General features: G+C 72.8%; 18 protein-coding genes and 1 riboswitch. Of the genes, 10 read left to right on the top strand and 8 right to left on the bottom strand.

The annotated features are described in order from the left end of the window. Positions 1-30 precede the first annotated feature (30 nt). The 4 genes from ACFQ7Q_RS09970 to ACFQ7Q_RS09955 all read right to left on the bottom strand — a co-directional run bounded on the left by ACFQ7Q_RS09970 (position 31) and on the right by ACFQ7Q_RS09955 (position 4,287). The gene (locus ACFQ7Q_RS09970; RefSeq protein WP_383551910.1) at positions 31-1,539 is read right to left on the bottom strand and encodes a cobyric acid synthase; all 1,509 of its coding nucleotides are present in this window, start codon (positions 1,537-1,539) and stop codon (positions 31-33) included. Next, positions 1,536-2,498 (bottom strand): cobalamin biosynthesis protein, encoded by a 963-nt coding sequence (locus ACFQ7Q_RS09965; protein WP_383551908.1) that lies wholly within the window; start codon positions 2,496-2,498, stop codon positions 1,536-1,538. Before ACFQ7Q_RS09965 ends, ACFQ7Q_RS09970 begins: the two co-directional genes overlap by 4 nt. A 31-nt stretch (positions 2,499-2,529) precedes the next feature. Further along, a riboswitch (cobalamin riboswitch) is annotated at positions 2,530-2,674 on the bottom strand. Between the two features lie 113 nt (positions 2,675-2,787). After that, on the bottom strand, positions 2,788-3,009 hold the full coding sequence (locus ACFQ7Q_RS09960; RefSeq protein WP_383551906.1) for a hypothetical protein: 222 nt from the start codon (positions 3,007-3,009) through the stop codon (positions 2,788-2,790). A gap of 12 nt (positions 3,010-3,021) precedes the next feature. Then, positions 3,022-4,287: an anion permease gene (locus ACFQ7Q_RS09955; protein WP_383551904.1), complete on the bottom strand. Its 1,266-nt coding sequence runs from the start codon at positions 4,285-4,287 to the stop codon at positions 3,022-3,024. 396 nt (positions 4,288-4,683) lie between these two features. On the opposite strand from ACFQ7Q_RS09955, the gene ACFQ7Q_RS09950 reads away from it, so the two are divergent. Together ACFQ7Q_RS09950 and ACFQ7Q_RS09945 are read left to right on the top strand one after the other, a co-directional pair. Continuing rightward, the gene (locus tag ACFQ7Q_RS09950) at positions 4,684-5,808 is read left to right on the top strand and encodes an alpha/beta hydrolase (RefSeq protein ID WP_383551902.1); all 1,125 of its coding nucleotides are present in this window, start codon (positions 4,684-4,686) and stop codon (positions 5,806-5,808) included. 77 nt (positions 5,809-5,885) lie between these two features. Then, positions 5,886-7,304, top strand: a complete 1,419-nt coding sequence (locus tag ACFQ7Q_RS09945) for a hypothetical protein (protein ID WP_383551900.1) — start codon at positions 5,886-5,888, stop codon at positions 7,302-7,304. An 18-nt stretch (positions 7,305-7,322) separates the two neighbouring features. On the opposite strand, the gene ACFQ7Q_RS09940 is transcribed toward ACFQ7Q_RS09945, so the two are convergent. Together ACFQ7Q_RS09940 and ACFQ7Q_RS09935 are read right to left on the bottom strand one after the other, a co-directional pair. Next, positions 7,323-7,721: a VOC family protein gene (locus ACFQ7Q_RS09940; protein WP_383551898.1), complete on the bottom strand. Its 399-nt coding sequence runs from the start codon at positions 7,719-7,721 to the stop codon at positions 7,323-7,325. Positions 7,722-7,811: 90 nt separating this feature from the next. Further along, entirely contained in the window at positions 7,812-8,702 is an 891-nt protein-coding gene (locus ACFQ7Q_RS09935; protein WP_383551896.1) for a neutral zinc metallopeptidase, read from the bottom strand. A gap of 253 nt (positions 8,703-8,955) precedes the next feature. Between ACFQ7Q_RS09935 and ACFQ7Q_RS09930 the strand changes: the two genes are divergently transcribed. From ACFQ7Q_RS09930 to ACFQ7Q_RS09920, 3 genes are all read left to right on the top strand, one after another. Next, positions 8,956-10,554: an ABC-F family ATP-binding cassette domain-containing protein gene (locus ACFQ7Q_RS09930; RefSeq protein ID WP_383551894.1), complete on the top strand. Its 1,599-nt coding sequence runs from the start codon at positions 8,956-8,958 to the stop codon at positions 10,552-10,554. A gap of 323 nt (positions 10,555-10,877) precedes the next feature. Then, positions 10,878-11,099: a helix-turn-helix domain-containing protein gene (locus tag ACFQ7Q_RS09925; protein WP_006123601.1), complete on the top strand. Its 222-nt coding sequence runs from the start codon at positions 10,878-10,880 to the stop codon at positions 11,097-11,099. A 136-nt stretch (positions 11,100-11,235) separates the two neighbouring features. Next, positions 11,236-12,033, top strand: coding sequence for an enoyl-CoA hydratase/isomerase family protein (locus tag ACFQ7Q_RS09920; protein WP_383551892.1), 798 nt, complete (start codon positions 11,236-11,238; stop codon positions 12,031-12,033). Between the two features lie 30 nt (positions 12,034-12,063). On the opposite strand, the gene ACFQ7Q_RS09915 is transcribed toward ACFQ7Q_RS09920, so the two are convergent. Further along, positions 12,064-12,759 carry a hypothetical protein gene (locus ACFQ7Q_RS09915; protein WP_383551890.1) on the bottom strand — a complete coding sequence of 232 codons (696 nt, stop codon included), beginning with the start codon at positions 12,757-12,759 and terminating at the stop codon, positions 12,064-12,066. Between the two features lie 93 nt (positions 12,760-12,852). On the opposite strand from ACFQ7Q_RS09915, the gene ACFQ7Q_RS09910 reads away from it, so the two are divergent. The 5 genes from ACFQ7Q_RS09910 to amaP are packed head-to-tail and all read left to right on the top strand — an operon-like array spanning position 12,853 to position 15,075. After that, positions 12,853-13,305, top strand: a complete 453-nt coding sequence (locus tag ACFQ7Q_RS09910) for an Asp23/Gls24 family envelope stress response protein (protein WP_383551888.1) — start codon at positions 12,853-12,855, stop codon at positions 13,303-13,305. Between the two features lie 30 nt (positions 13,306-13,335). Continuing rightward, positions 13,336-13,527, top strand: coding sequence for a hypothetical protein (locus tag ACFQ7Q_RS09905; RefSeq protein ID WP_383551886.1), 192 nt, complete (start codon positions 13,336-13,338; stop codon positions 13,525-13,527). A 6-nt stretch (positions 13,528-13,533) separates the two neighbouring features. Then, a complete protein-coding gene (locus tag ACFQ7Q_RS09900; RefSeq protein ID WP_383551884.1) occupies positions 13,534-13,884 on the top strand; it encodes an Asp23/Gls24 family envelope stress response protein in 351 nt (116 codons plus the stop codon). Further along, positions 13,881-14,483, top strand: coding sequence for a DUF6286 domain-containing protein (locus tag ACFQ7Q_RS09895; protein WP_383551882.1), 603 nt, complete (start codon positions 13,881-13,883; stop codon positions 14,481-14,483). The genes ACFQ7Q_RS09900 and ACFQ7Q_RS09895 overlap by 4 nt, the downstream gene beginning before the upstream one ends. A gap of 4 nt (positions 14,484-14,487) precedes the next feature. After that, the gene (amaP, locus tag ACFQ7Q_RS09890; protein ID WP_383551880.1) at positions 14,488-15,075 is read left to right on the top strand and encodes an alkaline shock response membrane anchor protein AmaP; all 588 of its coding nucleotides are present in this window, start codon (positions 14,488-14,490) and stop codon (positions 15,073-15,075) included. Positions 15,076-15,112: 37 nt separating this feature from the next. Here the strand turns inward: amaP and ACFQ7Q_RS09885 are convergent, their stop codons facing one another. Continuing rightward, complete coding sequence (locus tag ACFQ7Q_RS09885; RefSeq protein ID WP_383551878.1) at positions 15,113-15,868, bottom strand: SDR family oxidoreductase; 756 nt, start codon at positions 15,866-15,868, stop codon at positions 15,113-15,115. Between the last annotated feature and the right edge of the window lie 4 nt (positions 15,869-15,872).

Raw genomic sequence — 15,872 nt, 5'->3', positions numbered from 1 at the left:
GCTGACGTTCGCTCATGTACGGGCCCGCCCTCACGGCGCGCCCGGCGGGATGAACGGCAGCCCGTTCGGCGGGCCGTTCTCGATCAGGCGCAGCAGCGCCTCCGTGTCCGCGTGTTCCTCGATCAGGTCGCCGAGACGGTCCAGCTGCTCCTCGCGGAGCACGCCGAACGACGTGTCGGGGGCCGGGACGAAGCGCCGTCCGGCCGCGGCCGCGACCTCCCGCAGGAACGCCCGGCGGAAGCCGTCGCTCTCCAGGGAGCCGTGCCAGTGCGTGCCCCAGACGGCGCCGACCCGGCAGCCGTCCAGGAAGGGTTCCCCGCCCCGCACGTCCGCGACGCCGTGATGGATCTCGTACCCTTCCACCGGCTCGCCGAGCGCCTCGCCGACCGGCCGGGCCAGCGTCTTCTCGGGCGCGAACCGGATCCGTACGGGCAGCAGTCCGAGCCCGTCGACCGTGCCGGCCTTCGACTCGACCTCGTCCTCGATCCGCTCGCCGAGCGCCTGGAAGCCGCCGCAGATGCCGAGCACCGGGCGGCCCTCCGCGGCCCGTCGGGCGATCGCGTCCGCGAGGCCGCGCTCGCGCAGCCAGGCCAGCGCCTTGACCGTCCCGCGCGTCCCCGGCACGACCACCAGGTCCGCGTCGACGAGCTCTTCGGCACGGTCCACGAACCGCACCACCACGCCGGGCTCGGCGGCCAGCGCGTCCACGTCGGTGAAGTTGGACATCAGCGGCACGGCGCAGACGGCGACCCGCAGCACGTCCTCGCCGACCGGCGGCGCGACGACCGACTCGCGGACGGTGCCCCGCAGCGAGACCCGCAGGCCGTCCTCCTCGTCGATACCGAGGCCGTGCGCGTACGGCAGCACACCGAACGTCCGGCGCCCGGTCAGCCCGAGCAGCATGTCGAGGCCCGGCTCCAGCAGGGTCACGTCACCCCGGAACTTGTTCACGAGATAGCCCGCGATCAGCTCCTGGTCCTCGGGCGCGAGCAGCGCCGTCGTGCCGAAGAACTGGGCGAACACCCCGCCCCTGTCGATGTCGCCGACGACCAGCACCGGCAGCCGCGCCGCCCGCGCGATGCCCATGTTCACGATGTCCGTGCGCCGCAGGTTGATCTCGGCCGGACTGCCCGCCCCCTCGCAGATCACGGCGTCATACGTGCCCCGCAGCTCCTCCAGGCACGCCAGGACGGGCTCGAAGAGCGTCTGCTGCCGCCCTCCGTGGTAGCCCCTGGCGCTCATCTCGCCCACCGGCTTGCCCATCAGGACGACCTGGCTGGAGCGGTCGCTGCCCGGCTTCAGGAGCACGGGGTTCATCAGCGCGGTCGGCTCGACGCGGGCGGCCTGCGCCTGCATGGCCTGCGCCCGGCCGATCTCCGCGCCCTCGCGCGTCACGAAGGAGTTCAGGGACATGTTCTGGCCCTTGAACGGCGCGACCTTCACACCCTGCCGGACCAGCCAGCGGCAGATGCCCGCCGTGACGACGCTCTTGCCCGCGTCGGACGTGGTTCCCGCGACCAGCAGCCCCCCGCCTCTCATGCCTTCCTCCGCTTCATCGCGCCCGCCACGATCCGTCCACCCACACACACCGCCAGCGTCAGCGCGGTGACCCGGCGCGAGAGCCGCACCGCCCGTTCGATGTCCCCGACCTCCACGGCCCGGCCCTCCCCGTTCAGCACCGGCCGGTGCTCGACCCGTCCGCCGTACGAGAGCGTCCCGCCGAGCCGGACGCCGAGCGCCCCCGCGAAGGACGCCTCCACCGGACCGGCGTTGGGGCTCGGGTGCTTGGCGGCGTCCTGCCGCCATGCCTTCGCCGCCCCCTTGGGGTCGCCACCGGCGACCGTCGCGAGCGCGGCGGTCAGCCGGGCGCCCGGCCAGCCGGCCACGTCGTCGAGCCGGGCCGAGGCCCAGCCGAAGCGCCGGTACGTCGGGGACTTGTGGCCGACCATCGCGTCCAGCGTGTTCACGGCCCGGAAGCCGACCAGTCCCGGAACCCCGGCGACCGCGCCCCAGACCAGGGCGCCCACGACGGCGTCGGAGGTGTTCTCGGCGACGGACTCGACCACCGCGCGGGCCATCGCCGGACCGTCCAGGGAGTGCGGATCGCGTCCCACCAGATGCGGCAGCCGCTCGCGGGCCACCTCCAGGTCGCCGGCCGCCAGGGCGCCGCCGATGGCGCGGGCCTCCCGGCCCAGGGTCGTGCCGCCGACGACGGCCCAGACGGAGGCGGCGGTCAGCGCGACGGCGGCTCCGGGGCGGTCGCGTACGGCACGCGCGGCCAGCGCGGCGATCGCGGTGGCGCCACCGGCACAGACGGCGGTGTGCAGCGCGCCCCACCCGCGGTGGTCGCGCCGGAGAAGCTTCTCGACGGAGCCGGCGGCGCGCCCGAACGCGGCGACCGGATGGCCGCGGCGGGGGTCGCCGATGAGCAGGTCCGCGGCCAGACCGGCGGCGGCGCCGTACGCGAATACACCTGTGGCTGCACTGCGGCCGGGCATGGCGCTGTGTCCTCACTCAGGGTCCGCGCCCTGGCTCGACGTGACCGGCGGCGAGAGTTCCTGGCTCCCGGGGGATCGATTCCCCGGTCACAGTGGCGGGACCGCGCCGGATTCGCACCGGGCTTCCTCTGTTGCCGCCGTAATGGCCCCGGAAGTCCACCACGCTGTGCGAACACCCGTCAACTCACGCTTGACCTGCGGCGGGACAGTGTGCGGAGCACCACAGGAACGACGGACGGGCGGTCCCACCCGAAGGTGCGACCGCCCGTCCGTCGAAGCGGGACCGTCGTCAGACGACGATCAGATAGATGCCGTACGCGACGGCCGCCACGCACAGCGCGAAGCAGGCGTACGCGCCGGTGCGCGCCAGGGCGGCGGAGCCTCCCTGGGAGGCGGCCTGCTCCTGCTTGGAGAGGCCGACGATGCCGAGGGTGAACAGGCCCACGAGGGCGACGGTCGCCACGAGGCTGACTCCGAAGACGGAGCCGAGAGCTGCCCAGTCGATCTTCATGTCGTTCGTTCCTTACACCGCGGCCGCGGGGGCCGTGGGGGCTGCCGGGTCCGTGGGGGCCGGCGAGGGGATGGTGGTCTTGAGGTCCTCGTCCGCGACCGAGGCGACGGAACCGGTGGGCGGCGGGGTGACCGCGGCGATCGCGGTGGTGACGACACCCGCGGGCTCGGCGTCGATCTCGTCGGCCGTGACGTTGTTGTGGTCGACCGGCTGGCGGCGCGACAGGGACCAGATGACGGCGGAGCCGCCCACGAGGAGGACCGCGACGACGGCGACGCCCCAGCTGCCCTGCTTGGTGAGGAACTCGGCGCCGGCGCCGACCAGGCCAGCGGCGGGCAGGGTCAGACCCCAGGCGACGAACATCCGGGTCGCGGTCGACCAGCGGACGACACCGCCCTTGCGGCCGAGACCCGCGCCCATCACGGCGCCGGAGCAGGACTGCGTGGTGGAGAGCGAGAAGCCCAGGTTGGACGAGGCCAGGATGACCGTGGCGGCGCTGGTCTGGGCGGCGAAGCCCTGCTGCGGCTGCAGGTCGGTGAGGCCCTTGCCCATCGTGCGGATGATGCGCCAGCCACCGAGGTAGGTGCCGAGCGCGATCGCGACACCGGCGGAGACGACGACCCACATCGGGGGGTTGGAACCGGGGTCGACGACACCCTGGGTGACCAGGGCCAGGGTGATGATGCCCATGGTCTTCTGCGCGTCGTTGGTGCCGTGCGCGAGGGAGACGAGACCGGCGGAGGCGATCTGGCCGGCCCGGTAGCCCTTCGCCGTGGACTTCTGGTCGGTCCTGGAGGCGATCTTGTACGTCAGCCTCGTGGCCGCCATGGCGGCCAGGCCGGCGACGAGCGGCGCGGCGACCGCGGGGATGAGCACCTTGGTGACGATGGTGCCGCCGTTGACGGCCGACCAGCCGGCCGACATCACGGCCGCGCCGATGAGGCCGCCGAAGAGGGCGTGGGAGGAGCTGGAGGGCAGACCCATGAGCCAGGTCAGCAGATTCCAGAGGATGGCGCCGACGAGCGCCGCGAAGATCACTTCGGTACGAATGCCCTGTTCGTTGATGATCCCGCCGGAGATCGTCTTGGCGACCTCGACGGACAGGAACGCACCGACCAGGTTGAGCACGGCGGACATGGCCACCGCCGTCTTGGGCTTGAGGGCACCGGTCGAGATGGTCGTCGCCATCGCGTTGGCGGTGTCGTGGAAACCGTTCGTGAAATCGAACACGAGAGCTGTCACGACCACAATCGCGAGCAGCAGCGTGATGTGTTCCATTTACCCAGGCAATCGTTTGACGTCAGTGGCTGGACGAACGTAGGCAACCTGAGTGAACGGAAGGTGAACTGGGTCGGGCTGCATGGTGACTCTAACCGTGTTCGGGCATTCCGCTTAGCGTCTCCGGGCGCGGATCTGTCCACGATGTGGTCGCCCCGCAACCCCGGGTAAGCCGTGCCGTTGGGGGACACAAGGGACGTGTCCCACTTCCGCCCCTCTCGCCCCATGTCACCAGCCGGACACCCCAGGGGCCGTGTCAGTCGACCGGGGGACCCGTCGAAGAGATCCACGTCACTCCGGAGTGGCCCTCCGTGGGTCCGCTCGACGGTGGCCCGGTCGGGGCCCATGCGGGTCTGTCCGGTGGCAGCCCGTCCCCGCCCTGCCGACACTGGGAGCGTGCGCCCGGCTACAGCGACGGCAGCGGCCGTCACCACCCTGCTCGGTGTCGGCGCGGCCGCGATCGCGGCCGGCCGGTACGCCAGTGACGCCGCCCTCAAGGCGGCCGGACGGCCCCTGCCCCGCGACCCCCGCCTCACCGTGCATGCCACGGACCCCGGTCACGTCACCCTGACCCGCAGCCTCGCGTCGCTGCGCCCGGGTACGTACGGGATCGAGGGTCCCGGCATCCACGCCGTCGTCGGACCCGTGCTCGACCGGGTCCCGCACAGCGCGGACACCGTCGTCCGCCGCCTGGAACGGGTCGAGCTCGGGACCCTGGAACCCGGCGCCCGGGTCCGCTTCACCCCCGAGCTGCACAGCGGCGACCCGGGCACCGCGCTCGGCCTCGACCACGAGGACGCCGACATCCCCGGCGAACTCGGCACCCTGCCCGCCTGGCTCGTCCCCGGCGCCCGCTCCACCTGGGTGATCGCCCTGCACGGCATCGGCACGACCCGCCGGCACCCCCTCAACCTCGTCCCGTTCCTCTCCCGACGGCAGATCCCCGTCCTGTGCCTCGCGTACCGAGGGGACGAGGGCGCGCCCCGGTCCCCGGACGGCCTCGGCCACCTCGGCGCCTCCGAGTGGCGCGACGTCGACGCGGCCATCCGGTACGCCGTCCGCAAGGGCGCCCAGCACGTCGTCCTGCTCGGCTGGGGGCCCGGGGCCACCATGGCCCTGCACGCCGCCGCCGACTCCGGCGTACGGGACGTGATCCGCGGCCTCGTCCTGGACTCCCCGGTCCTCGACCACGAAGCCACCCTGCGCAACCTCGCCTCCGCCCGCCGCGTGCCCGGCCCGCTGCTTCCGCTCGCCGTCCGCGCCGCCCAGGACAGGACCGGCCTGGACGGCGGCCGTCTCCAGCAGGCCGCCGACCCGGCGGGTCTGCGGGTGCCGACGCTGGTCTTCCACGGCCCCGACGACACCATCGCCCCCTGGGAGCCCTCCCTCGAACTGGCCGCCCGCCGCCCGGAACTGGTCACCCTGCACACGGTCCGCGGCGCCCCGCATGCCTCGATGTGGAACGCCGACCCGGTCCGCTACGAAGAGGCCCTGCGCCGCTTCCTCACCCCCCTGCTCTGACCCCTCCTCGCGCGGTGTTCCACCGGCGCTGCCGATTCCGATTGGGCTTTCAGGCCGTCAGCGGGAAGACTGCCTCCGTGACGTCTCGAAAGCCTGATGAGCAATTGGCGCGCAACTCCAGACTCCGACTCGTCCGTCCGCGGGCACTCGCCACCGCCCGACGGGCCGTGACGACGCGGCGCACCCGGCCGGCGCCGCGGCCGCCCGAGGGCACTCCGCCCCGCGCGGAACTGGCCCGCCAGGCACGGACCGTCCTCGCCGACGCCGTACGGATCGCCCGCTGGGCAGCCGTCGACCGTGGGGCCGGGGGCGCCGCTCCGACCGACCCCGAGGCCTTCGCCGTCCAGGAACGCGCCGCCGCCGCACTGGACCTGACGCCCGACCAGATCCGGGCGGGCTGGGACCGGGCCCGGCTCGCCGGACTCGTCGAACTCCACGACGGCACCGCCCGCCCCGGCTGGCGGCTGCACGCCTGGGACCGCGACGACTCCGCCGTGCTGCGCGGCTGGGTCGCCCTGTTCGACGCCTGGTCGCTGGTGCACCCCGCCCCGGAGGACGTGGCGCCCAGCGCCGTGGCCGAGGTCGTCGAGGCCGTCCCGCAGCTGCTCTCCCTCCTCCAGCTCTCCGCCGGACCGGTCCTGGTCCCCGCCCTTCTCGACCTGCTCCAGCAGCGGGTCGAGGAGCTGCGCGAGGAGCGCTGCGAGGTCCCCGTCGAGGGCACCGACACCGACGCCGTGTGCGCGGCCGGACCCGACGGACTCTCCGCCCTGCTCGACTGGGCCCTGGAGGGGCTCGCCGCCGTGGGCGCCCTGACCCTCGGCGAAGGCCCCGAGAGCGCCGAAGACGCTCTCGCCACCCTGACCCCGCTCGGGAACTGGGCGGTCTGGGTCAAGCTGGAGCAGATCTGCGTCGCCGCCCAGAGCCCGGCGGGCAACATCGAGCAGTCGGCCGAGGACATGCTCCGCGGCTGCGCCCGGCTCACCCCCGGCCCCGCCCGCGACGAGTACCGCGCCTGGCTCGCGGCCCGCACCCTCTCCAGCGCGGTCACGGAGCTCCTCGCCGTCGCACGCGGCGAGGACGCCCTGCTGCGCGGTCTCGCCTTCGAGGCGCTCCGGGTCGTCGGAGCCCCCGCCGAGGCCGAGGTCCGGGCCGCCGCCGAGGAGGCGTCGCTGCGCCCCTACGCCCTGCTCTGGCTCGCCGAGTACGACGGCGCCGACCCCGACGACGCCCCGGACGTGCTCACCCGCGAGGAGGCCACCTGGCTCTGGGTGGACACCGCCGCGGCGGTGTCCGACCACGGCGAGAGCGCCCTGCTCGTCCGCCACCTCGACTCCGCCGTGCAGGGCACCGTCCCGGCCCTCCTCGACGAGGTCCGGGCCGTCGGCCATCCCCGAACGGTCCAGGTCCTGGTCGCCCTCGCCGCCGCCCACCCCGACCCGGCCCTCGCCAAGGCCGTCCGCCGGGCGGCCTTCCAGGTCCACACCGGGGGATCGTGAGGGAGCCGTGAGGGTCCGCTACTCCGCGGCCCCCGGGAGATAGGTACCGAAGCTCCAGATGTTGCCCTCGGCGTCGCGGGCGATGTAGTCCCGCGAGCCGTACTCCTGGTCCTTGATCGGCATGACGATCTCGATGCCGTGCTCCACCGCCCGCGCGTGGTGTGCGTCCACGTCGTCCACGTGGACGTACACCCCGGCGGGCCCGGCGGCCTCGACCAGCTTGTCGAACTCGCTGCCCGTCCCCTTGCTCCCGAGCATCACCATGCCGTTCCCGTACGTCAGCTCGGCATGCACGACCTTGCCGTCCTCCTCGTACACCGCGTGGCGGGAGAAGCCGAACCCCTCCGTGAGCTGCTTGATCGCGGCGTGCGCGTCGTCATAGGTCAGGGTCGGACAGATGTGGGGTCCCTCAGCCATCTCGCTCACTCCTTCTCGCCTGATGCGCCCTGAAAACCCGGAATGTGACCTGGGTCTCAGTCTGGCATTCGCCACCGACAACGCCGTGCGTCACCGGAAGGTGTTGCACCGCGCCATGTCACCCGTCGTGTAGCCGGTGTAGAACCACTGCCGGCGCTGAGCGGCCGAGCCGTGCGTCCAGTTCTCCGGGGTCACCCGGCCCTGGAACCTCTCCTGGATCCGGTCGTCGCCGACCGCGGCCGCCGCGTCCATGCCGTCGCGGATGTCGGCCTCCGTCAGCTTGGTCAGCAACGGCCGGCCCGTCTTCTCGTCCGGCGTGGTCGTCGCGTGGTGAGCCCAGACCCCCGCGTAGCAGTCCGCCTGCAGCTCCACCCGTACCGCGTTGGAGTTCGCGCCCGTGCGCCCGTCCTGGGCGCGGGCCAGGGTGCCCATCATGTTCTGCACGTGGTGGCCGTACTCGTGCGCCACGACGTAGGCCTGCGCGAACGGGCCGCCGCTCGATCCGAACTTCGTCCGCAGGTCGTCGAAGAACCCCAGGTCCAGATAGACCTGCCGGTCCCCGGGGCAGTAGAACGGCCCGACCGCCGAGGTGGCCGAGCCGCAGGCGGTGCCGACCTGGTTCGTGAACATCACCGTGCGCGCGTCCCCGTACCGTCCGCCGCGCCGGGCGTACTCCGCCCGCCAGAAGTCCTGGACGCTGTTGACGACCGCCACGGTCCGGCAGTCCTCGCGGGTGTTCGCGTCCGCGCCGGTCCGGCAGGCGCGCTCGACCTGGGCCACGGAGGAGGAGGTCGCGACCGGCTCCGGGTCGCCGGCGGAGAGCCCGAGCTGCTCGGGGCCCACCCCGAAGAGCAGTCCCAGGATCAGTGCGATGACGCCGACGATTCCGCCGCCGACGGTGGCCCTCCCGCCCGGGATGCGGCTGCCGCGGACGTCCTTCACCTCGGAGGTGTCCAGGTTGGCGTCGTCGTCGAACTGCATGGGCCACCACCTCTGCCGTGTCCGCCGCGGCAGTGGCCGCCGTCCTGCGGCCGAGTATCGGCGAATCCGACAGCGCCCGCCCCTTTTGCCCCACTTGACCGAAAGGGGTGAGATGCGTCTCGATGCTGGCCGTGGCCGAAAAGCAGTTGCAGGGGCCCGTTAGACTGGCCGCATGGCCATTCTCCTCGTGCACTAGCGGCGTCGAACCGCCCGAGAGCCCTTCCGCCGTCCACCCCCGCCCTGGAGTCTGTCCGTGATCACCGCTTCCGGCATCGAGCTGCGCGCCGGCGCCCGCATCCTCATCGAGTCCGCTTCCTTCCGTATCGCCAAGGGCGACCGCATCGGCCTGGTCGGCCGCAACGGAGCGGGCAAGACCACCCTCACCAAGTGCCTCGCGGGCGAGGGCATGCCCGCCGCCGGGCAGATCGCCCGCTCCGGCGAGGTCGGCTACCTCCCGCAGGACCCGCGCACCGGCGACCTCGACACGCTGGCCCGCGACCGCATCCTCTCCGCCCGCGGCCTGGACGTCCTCATCCGCAAGATGCGGATGAACGAGGAGCGCATCGCCACCGGCACCGGCGGCACGCGCGACAAGGCGATGAAGCAGTACGAGCGCCAGGAGACCGAGTTCCTCACCAAGGGCGGGTACGCCGCCGAGGCGGAGGCGTCCACGATCGCCGCCGCCCTCGGGCTCCCCGACCGGGTCCTCGGCCAGCCGCTGCACACCCTCTCCGGTGGTCAGCGCCGCCGCGTCGAGCTGGCCCGGATCCTCTTCTCCGACGCCGACACCCTGCTCCTCGACGAGCCCACCAACCACCTCGACGCCGACTCCATCGTCTGGCTGCGCGACTACCTCAAGACCTACCGGGGTGGCTTCATCGTCATCTCCCACGACGTCGACCTGGTCGAGACCGTCGTGAACAAGGTCTTCTACCTGGACGCCAACCGCTCCACGATCGACGTCTACAACATGGGCTGGAAGCTCTACCAGCAGCAGCGCGAGGCCGACGAGAAGCGCCGCAAGCGCGAGCGCCAGAACGCCGAGAAGAAGGCCGCCGCCCTCAACTCGCAGGCCGACAAGATGCGCGCCAAGGCCACCAAGACCGTCGCCGCCCAGAACATGGCCAAGCGCGCCGAGCGCCTGCTCTCCGGCCTTGAGGCGGTCCGGGTCAACGACAAGGTCGCCAAGCTCCGGTTCCCGGAGCCCGCACCCTGCGGCAAGACCCCGCTGACGGCGGAGGGCCTCTCCAAGTCGTACGGCTCGCTCGAAATCTTCACCGATGTGAACCTCGCCATCGACAAGGGCTCGCGCGTCGTCATCCTCGGCCTCAACGGCGCGGGCAAGACCACGCTGCTGCGCCTGCTCGCCGGGGCCGAGAACCCCGACACCGGCGAGGTGACCCCGGGCCACGGCCTCAAGCTCGGCTACTACGCCCAGGAGCACGAGACCCTCGACCCGGAGCGCACGGTCCTGGAGAACATGCGCTCCTCCGCGCCCGACCTCGACCTGGTCGAGGTGCGCAAGACGCTCGGTTCCTTCCTCTTCTCCGGCGACGACGTCGACAAGCCGGCCGGGGTGCTCTCCGGTGGTGAGAAGACCCGGCTGGCGCTGGCCACCCTGGTCGTCTCCTCGGCGAACGTGCTGCTTCTGGACGAGCCGACCAACAACCTCGACCCCGCCAGCCGCGAGGAGATCCTCGGCGCGCTGCGCACCTACAAGGGCGCGGTCGTCCTCGTCACCCACGACGAGGGCGCGGTCGACGCGCTCGAGCCGGAGCGGATCATCCTGCTCCCGGACGGCGTCGAGGACCTGTGGGGTCCGGACTACAAGGACCTGGTGGCGCTCGCCTGATCATCTCGGTATGGATCATTCGGCTCATGGGTGATCCTTCATCTGAGTGAGTGCGTCTCATACCCCCTGGCGCGGCCCCTGACGAATCCTTCCGTCAGGGGCCGCGCCGCGTTCTTCTGCCGGGTGCGGCGCTGACCTGGTACTTCCCGTCCCGATCGGTTGCCGGCCGTGCTCCGGGCGCACCGGAATCCAAGATTCCGGTCGTGATGCCACCTTCCGCTCCCGCGAACCTTGTGGCACGGACCTTGTCGAATGGGTGGCCAGGACGTCCGGAAGGGGTGATCATGAGAAGTCCAGAGCGCACTTCCCATGAGGAGGCACGGGTGGCCGAGACTCTGAAGAAGGGCAGCCGGGTGACCGGCGCCGCGCGCGACAAGCTCGCGGCAGACCTGAAGAAGAAGTACGACTCCGGTGCGAGCATCCGGGCGCTGGCCGAGGAAACCGGTCGCTCCTACGGATTCGTCCACCGGATGCTCAGTGAGTCCGGAGTCACGCTGCGTGGACGCGGCGGGGCGACACGGGGCAAGAAGGCCGCCTCGGCCTGACCCGGGCGCGGTTCGTCGGGTCCACCGATTCTCATGGTGGCCACCCGGTCGACCGGGTGGTCGGCCGGGTGGTTACTGTGCAGTCACTTACGCATCAGTATTGCTGTCAGTGCTGCACCGGAACCGGAGGCGCCCCATGACTTCGCTCGACTCTGTGCTCGTTTTCGACAAGGACGGTGTACGGCTCACCGTCGAGGACGCCGTTGCCACGGTGACCCTGACCAACCCGGCGAAGCGCAACGCCCAGTCTCCCGCTCTGTGGCGGGCGTTGACGGAAGCCGGACGGTCATTGCCCGGCAGCGTGCGGGTCGTGGTCCTGCGTGGTGAGGGCATGTCCTTCTCCGCCGGGCTCGACCGGCAGGCGTTCACGCCCGAGGGCTTCGACGGAGAGCCGTCCTTCCTCGACTTGGCGCGCGGTTCGGACGAGGACCTGGACGCGGTCATCGCCGAGTACCAGGAGGCGTTCACCTGGTGGCGCCGCAGCGACATCGTGTCGATCGCGGCCGTCCAGGGGCACGCCATCGGTGCCGGGTTCCAGCTCGCCCTCGCCTGCGACCTGCGGGTCGTCGCCGAGGACGTGCAGTTCGCCATGCGCGAGACCAGCCTGGGCCTCGTGCCGGACCTGACCGGCACGCATCCCCTGGTCTCCCTCGTCGGCTACGCCCGTGCGCTGGAGATCTGCGCCACGGGCCGCTTCGTCCACGCGGAGGAGGCCGAGCGCATCGGCCTCGCCAACATCGCCGTGCCCGGTGATGAACTCGACGCCGCGGTACGGGACTTGAGTGCCGCGCTGCTCGCCGCGCCGCGTGACGCGGTCATCGAGACCAAGGCGCTGCTCCAGGGCGTCTGCGGTCGCACCTACGAGCAGCAGCGCGCCGCCGAGCGCGCCGCCCAGGCGCGCCGTCTGCGCGACCTCGCGGGCCTCGGCGACTGACGTCCCGGGCCGTCGCGCGGAACCGCGCCGTCAGCCCACCGCCGAGACCAGCACCGTGACCGTCGTCGCCTCCGGGGCGGCGGCGGTCGCCGCCGTGCGGGCCGCGCGGGCCACGTCCAGCGCGCGATGGCCGGCGGAGACCGCCAGCTCCACACGGAGCAGACCGGGGGTACGGTGCAGCGGGCTGCCCAGGGTGCCGGTCAGCGCCGCCACGCCCGCGACCGCCAGCACCGCCCGGGCCGTCGGGTCCTCCGGCGCGGGTGGGATTCGCCCGGGTGGGTGAGTGGCGGCCGGTGAATCCGGGGCCTCCCGAGCGCCCTCGGCGAGGTCGGTCACGCGCAGATCCACCTCCACGACCGCCAGGCCCAGCGCCCCCATCGCCGAGCTGAACAGAGCCTCGCGCACCTCCGCCGCGAGCGTCGGCAGCGGCCTGCTCTCCTCGGTCCCGTACTCCGCCGCGAACTCGGCCGAGATCCCGAGAGTGCCCGGGGGCAGTCCGCCCGGCGGCACCGGGAACGGCTCGCCCCCGCCCGCCTCCACCAGCCCCACCCGGAGCGCCCCCGGAACCACCCCTCGTACGGACGCCGCCGCCCGCAGCAGCACCGCCCTCGCCGCCCGCTCCGTCAGCCACGCACCCTCCGCCGCTTCCCCGAGAGGCAGTAGCCGGCCCGGCCCGAGCCGCTCGCGCACCGCCGCCGCCCATCCCGTTCCCGCTGTCGTCGTCATGCCCCCAGCCTGCCGCATTCCCGGCGCGAGACCGGGCAAGCACACTTAATGTGGGCAAAGAGGTAGATAACGGAATGGAAGGGATGATCGGCGATGAACGACCCCGCACACCCCGATGAACCGTCCGTGACCAAGCGCGGCGGCGGCGCCCCGGCGACCCGTGGCCGCACCACCATCGCCGACGGCGTCGTGGAGAAGATCGCCGGCCTTGCCGCCCGTGATGTTCCCGGCGTCCACGCCATGGGCAGCGGTCTCTCCCGCACCTTCGGCGCCGTACGCGAACGCGTGCCCGGTGGAGGGGGGCAGAAAGCCGGCGTCACACGTGGCGTGAAGGCCGAGGTCGGCGAGGTGCAGACCGCACTCGATCTGGAGATCGTCGTCGACTACGGCGTCTCGATCGCCGATGTGGCCGGCGATGTGCGCGAGAACGTCATCGCCGCGGTGGAGCGGATGACCGGCCTGGAGGTCGTCGAGGTCAATATCGCGGTCAGCGACGTGAAGCTGCCGGACGAAGAGGACGAGGCGCCGGAGCCGCGGCTCCAGTAGCCGCCGGCAGCCCGACGGAAAGGGCTCAGCATGAGCATGGCGATGATCGGCCTGGTGGCCGGAATGGCCCTCGGCTTCGCCGGATACTTCGGCGGCTTCGGGGCGTTCGTGCTGGTCGCGGCATTGGGCGCGATCGGCTTCGTCGTCGGGCGGTTCCTGGAGGGGGACCTCGAACCCGGCGACTTCTTCCGGGGTCGCGAGCGCGGCGACCGGCGGCGGTGACCGGGGGTGGCAGCAGACCCGGCGGGCCCCGCCGGTCGCGGGGCGACGACGATCGCCGACCGGGTCGTCGCGAAGATCGCCGCGCGGGCCGCCCGGGAGGCGCTCGACAGCGTGCCCCCGGGCGGCTCGCCGCCGCACGCCTCGGTCGTCGTGCAACGTGACACGGCGCGCGTCTCGGTGAGTCTGGAGCTCGGGCATCCCATCGACCTCGGTCGCCAGTGCGGCGAGGTCCGCCGCCATGTGATCAGCCGGGTGCGGGAGTTGGTGGGCATGGAGGTGCCAGAGGTGGCCATCCACGTCGAGCGCCTGCACTCCCCGCGCACGGAGCGCGCGTCGGCAGGGCGGAGACTGGCATGACCACGGAGACCGACAACGACACCGGCACCGACTCCGTGCCCGTACACGAGGAGGTACGGGCCCGCCGCTTCTGGGCCGTCCGGCGGATCCCGGCGGCCCTGGTCGCCCTCCTCGTCCTCGGCGGCGCCGGGCTGCTGCTCTACGACGTGGCCGCGGTACGGGCCGACCACAGGGCCATGCACTGGCGACAGGTGCTCGCCGACGACCTGGCGACCCGGCACCTCGACAACACCTGGGTCCTGGCCGGCGCCTCCGTCGCCGTCGTCCTCGGCGCCTGGCTGCTGCTGCTCGCGTCCACCCCCGGGCTGCGCGCCGTCCTCCCGATGCGGCGCGACCACGCCGACGTACGGGCCGGACTCGACCGCGACGCCGCGGCGATGATCCTGCGGGACCGGGTCATGGAGGTCTCCGGCGTGCAGTCCGCACGGGTACGGATGGGACGCAAGAAGGTGGCCGTGCGCGCGGTCTCGCACTTCCGCGAACTCGACGAGGTACGCGCCGACATCGCGAGCGTGGTGACCACGGGAATCGACGAACTCGGGCTCGCCCGGCCACCGGCGCCGACCGTGCGGGTGGCCCGACCGCCGAGGAAGGGGTGAAGGGGTGACCGTCATTCTCCGGCGCGTCAACCGGATCGTGCTCGGACTCGTGGGACTGCTGCTCGTCGTCCTCGGCGGGGCGGTCCTCGCGGCCGGGTTCGATCTGCCGGTGCCCTCGTGGTGGCCGTGGTGGGGGTCCTCCGACGTCCTGCTGAGCAGGGCGGACCGGTACCGATGGCGCGACGAGGGCTGGTGGTGGCCGGTGGTCATCGCCGCTCTCGGGATCGTCGTGCTGCTCGCCCTGTGGTGGTTGATCGCCCAGTTCCGGCGTGCCCGGCTCGCGGAGGTCCTGGTCGACACCGGAGACGGCGAGGGCGCGACGGTACGGGGGCGGGCGCTGGAGACCGTCCTGGCGGCGGACGCGGCGGCGCAGGACGGCGTGGCCCGTGTCCGGGTCCTCCTGACGGGCCGCCGCACGGCGCCCCGTGCCCGCATCGCCCTGCTCCTGGAGCCCTACGCCTCGCCGGGCGAGGCCCTGACCTCACTGACCAACGAGGCCCTGGCCGATGTCCGCACCTCGGCGGGCCTGGCCGCTCTCCCCGCCGAGGCCCGCCTCCGCGCGACCAAACACGGTGCGCGGAGGGTCACCTGAGGCTCCGTGGCGGAGGCCGCCGCAGCGGCGCGGACCGTCAGAAGCCGTGCCTCGCCCCGCCGTCCACCGAGACCATCACGCCGGTCACGTACGAGGCCGCGGGGGAGAGCAGGAACGCCGCCGTGCGGCCGAACTCCTCCGGCGTGCCGTAACGGCGGAGCGGGATACGGGACTCGCTCGCCGCCCGCGCCGCGTCCGCGTCCCCGGACATCGCGTCGAGGGAACGCACCCGGTCCGTGTCGATGCGCCCCGGCAGCACGCCCACGACCCGGATGCCACGTGGCCCCAGGTCGCCCGCGAGGGACTTCGCGAAGCCGGCCAGGCCGGGGCGCAGCCCGTTGGAGATCGTCAGGCCGGGGATCGGCTCGTGGACGGAGCCGGAGAGCACGAAGCCGACGACCCCGCCCTCGGTCAGCGACTCGGCCGCCGCCCGGGCCATCCGTACCGCCCCCAGGAAGACCGTGTCGAACGCCGACGTCCACTGCTCGTCGCTGTTCTCCGCGCCGAAGCCCGGCGCCGGGCCGCCCACGCTGACGAGGATGCCGTCGAAGCCCCCGAAGCGGGACCGCGCCTCGGCGATCAGCCGGGCGGGCGCGTCCGGGTCGGCGTTGTCGGCGGCGAGGCCGGCCGCGTCCGGGCCCAGCTCCTCGGCCGCCTCGGCGACCGCCTTCTCCTCGCGCCCGGTGATCAGCACCTTCGCGCCCTCGGCGAGCAGCGCCTCGGCCGACGCCCGGCCGAGCCCACGCGTCGCGCCGGTCACCACGTACACACGGTCCTTCAGTCCAAGATCCATGGCC

Source organism: Streptomyces sp. NPDC056527, assembly GCF_042794475.1.
Taxonomy (GTDB): domain Bacteria; phylum Actinomycetota; class Actinomycetes; order Streptomycetales; family Streptomycetaceae; genus Streptomyces.
Note: the sequence above shows the minus strand (reverse complement) of the source record. Positions and strands in the feature narration are given on the sequence as shown.

What these genes read in the sequence shown, in the direction of transcription:
- ACFQ7Q_RS09970 (WP_383551910.1), bottom strand. Translation starts at nt 1,539, where the DNA reads ATGAGAGGCGGGGGGCTGCTGGTCGCGGGAACCACGTCCGACGCGGGC.
- ACFQ7Q_RS09965 (WP_383551908.1), bottom strand. Translation starts at nt 2,498, where the DNA reads ATGCCCGGCCGCAGTGCAGCCACAGGTGTATTCGCGTACGGCGCCGCC.
- ACFQ7Q_RS09960 (WP_383551906.1), bottom strand. Translation starts at nt 3,009, where the DNA reads ATGAAGATCGACTGGGCAGCTCTCGGCTCCGTCTTCGGAGTCAGCCTC.
- ACFQ7Q_RS09955 (WP_383551904.1), bottom strand. Translation starts at nt 4,287, where the DNA reads ATGGAACACATCACGCTGCTGCTCGCGATTGTGGTCGTGACAGCTCTC.
- ACFQ7Q_RS09940 (WP_383551898.1), bottom strand. Translation starts at nt 7,721, where the DNA reads ATGGCTGAGGGACCCCACATCTGTCCGACCCTGACCTATGACGACGCG.
- ACFQ7Q_RS09935 (WP_383551896.1), bottom strand. Translation starts at nt 8,702, where the DNA reads ATGCAGTTCGACGACGACGCCAACCTGGACACCTCCGAGGTGAAGGAC.
- ACFQ7Q_RS09920 (WP_383551892.1), top strand. Translation starts at nt 11,236, where the DNA reads ATGACTTCGCTCGACTCTGTGCTCGTTTTCGACAAGGACGGTGTACGG.
- ACFQ7Q_RS09915 (WP_383551890.1), bottom strand. Translation starts at nt 12,759, where the DNA reads ATGACGACGACAGCGGGAACGGGATGGGCGGCGGCGGTGCGCGAGCGG.
- ACFQ7Q_RS09910 (WP_383551888.1), top strand. Translation starts at nt 12,853, where the DNA reads ATGAACGACCCCGCACACCCCGATGAACCGTCCGTGACCAAGCGCGGC.
- ACFQ7Q_RS09905 (WP_383551886.1), top strand. Translation starts at nt 13,336, where the DNA reads ATGAGCATGGCGATGATCGGCCTGGTGGCCGGAATGGCCCTCGGCTTC.
- ACFQ7Q_RS09895 (WP_383551882.1), top strand. Translation starts at nt 13,881, where the DNA reads ATGACCACGGAGACCGACAACGACACCGGCACCGACTCCGTGCCCGTA.
- ACFQ7Q_RS09885 (WP_383551878.1), bottom strand. Translation starts at nt 15,868, where the DNA reads ATGGATCTTGGACTGAAGGACCGTGTGTACGTGGTGACCGGCGCGACG.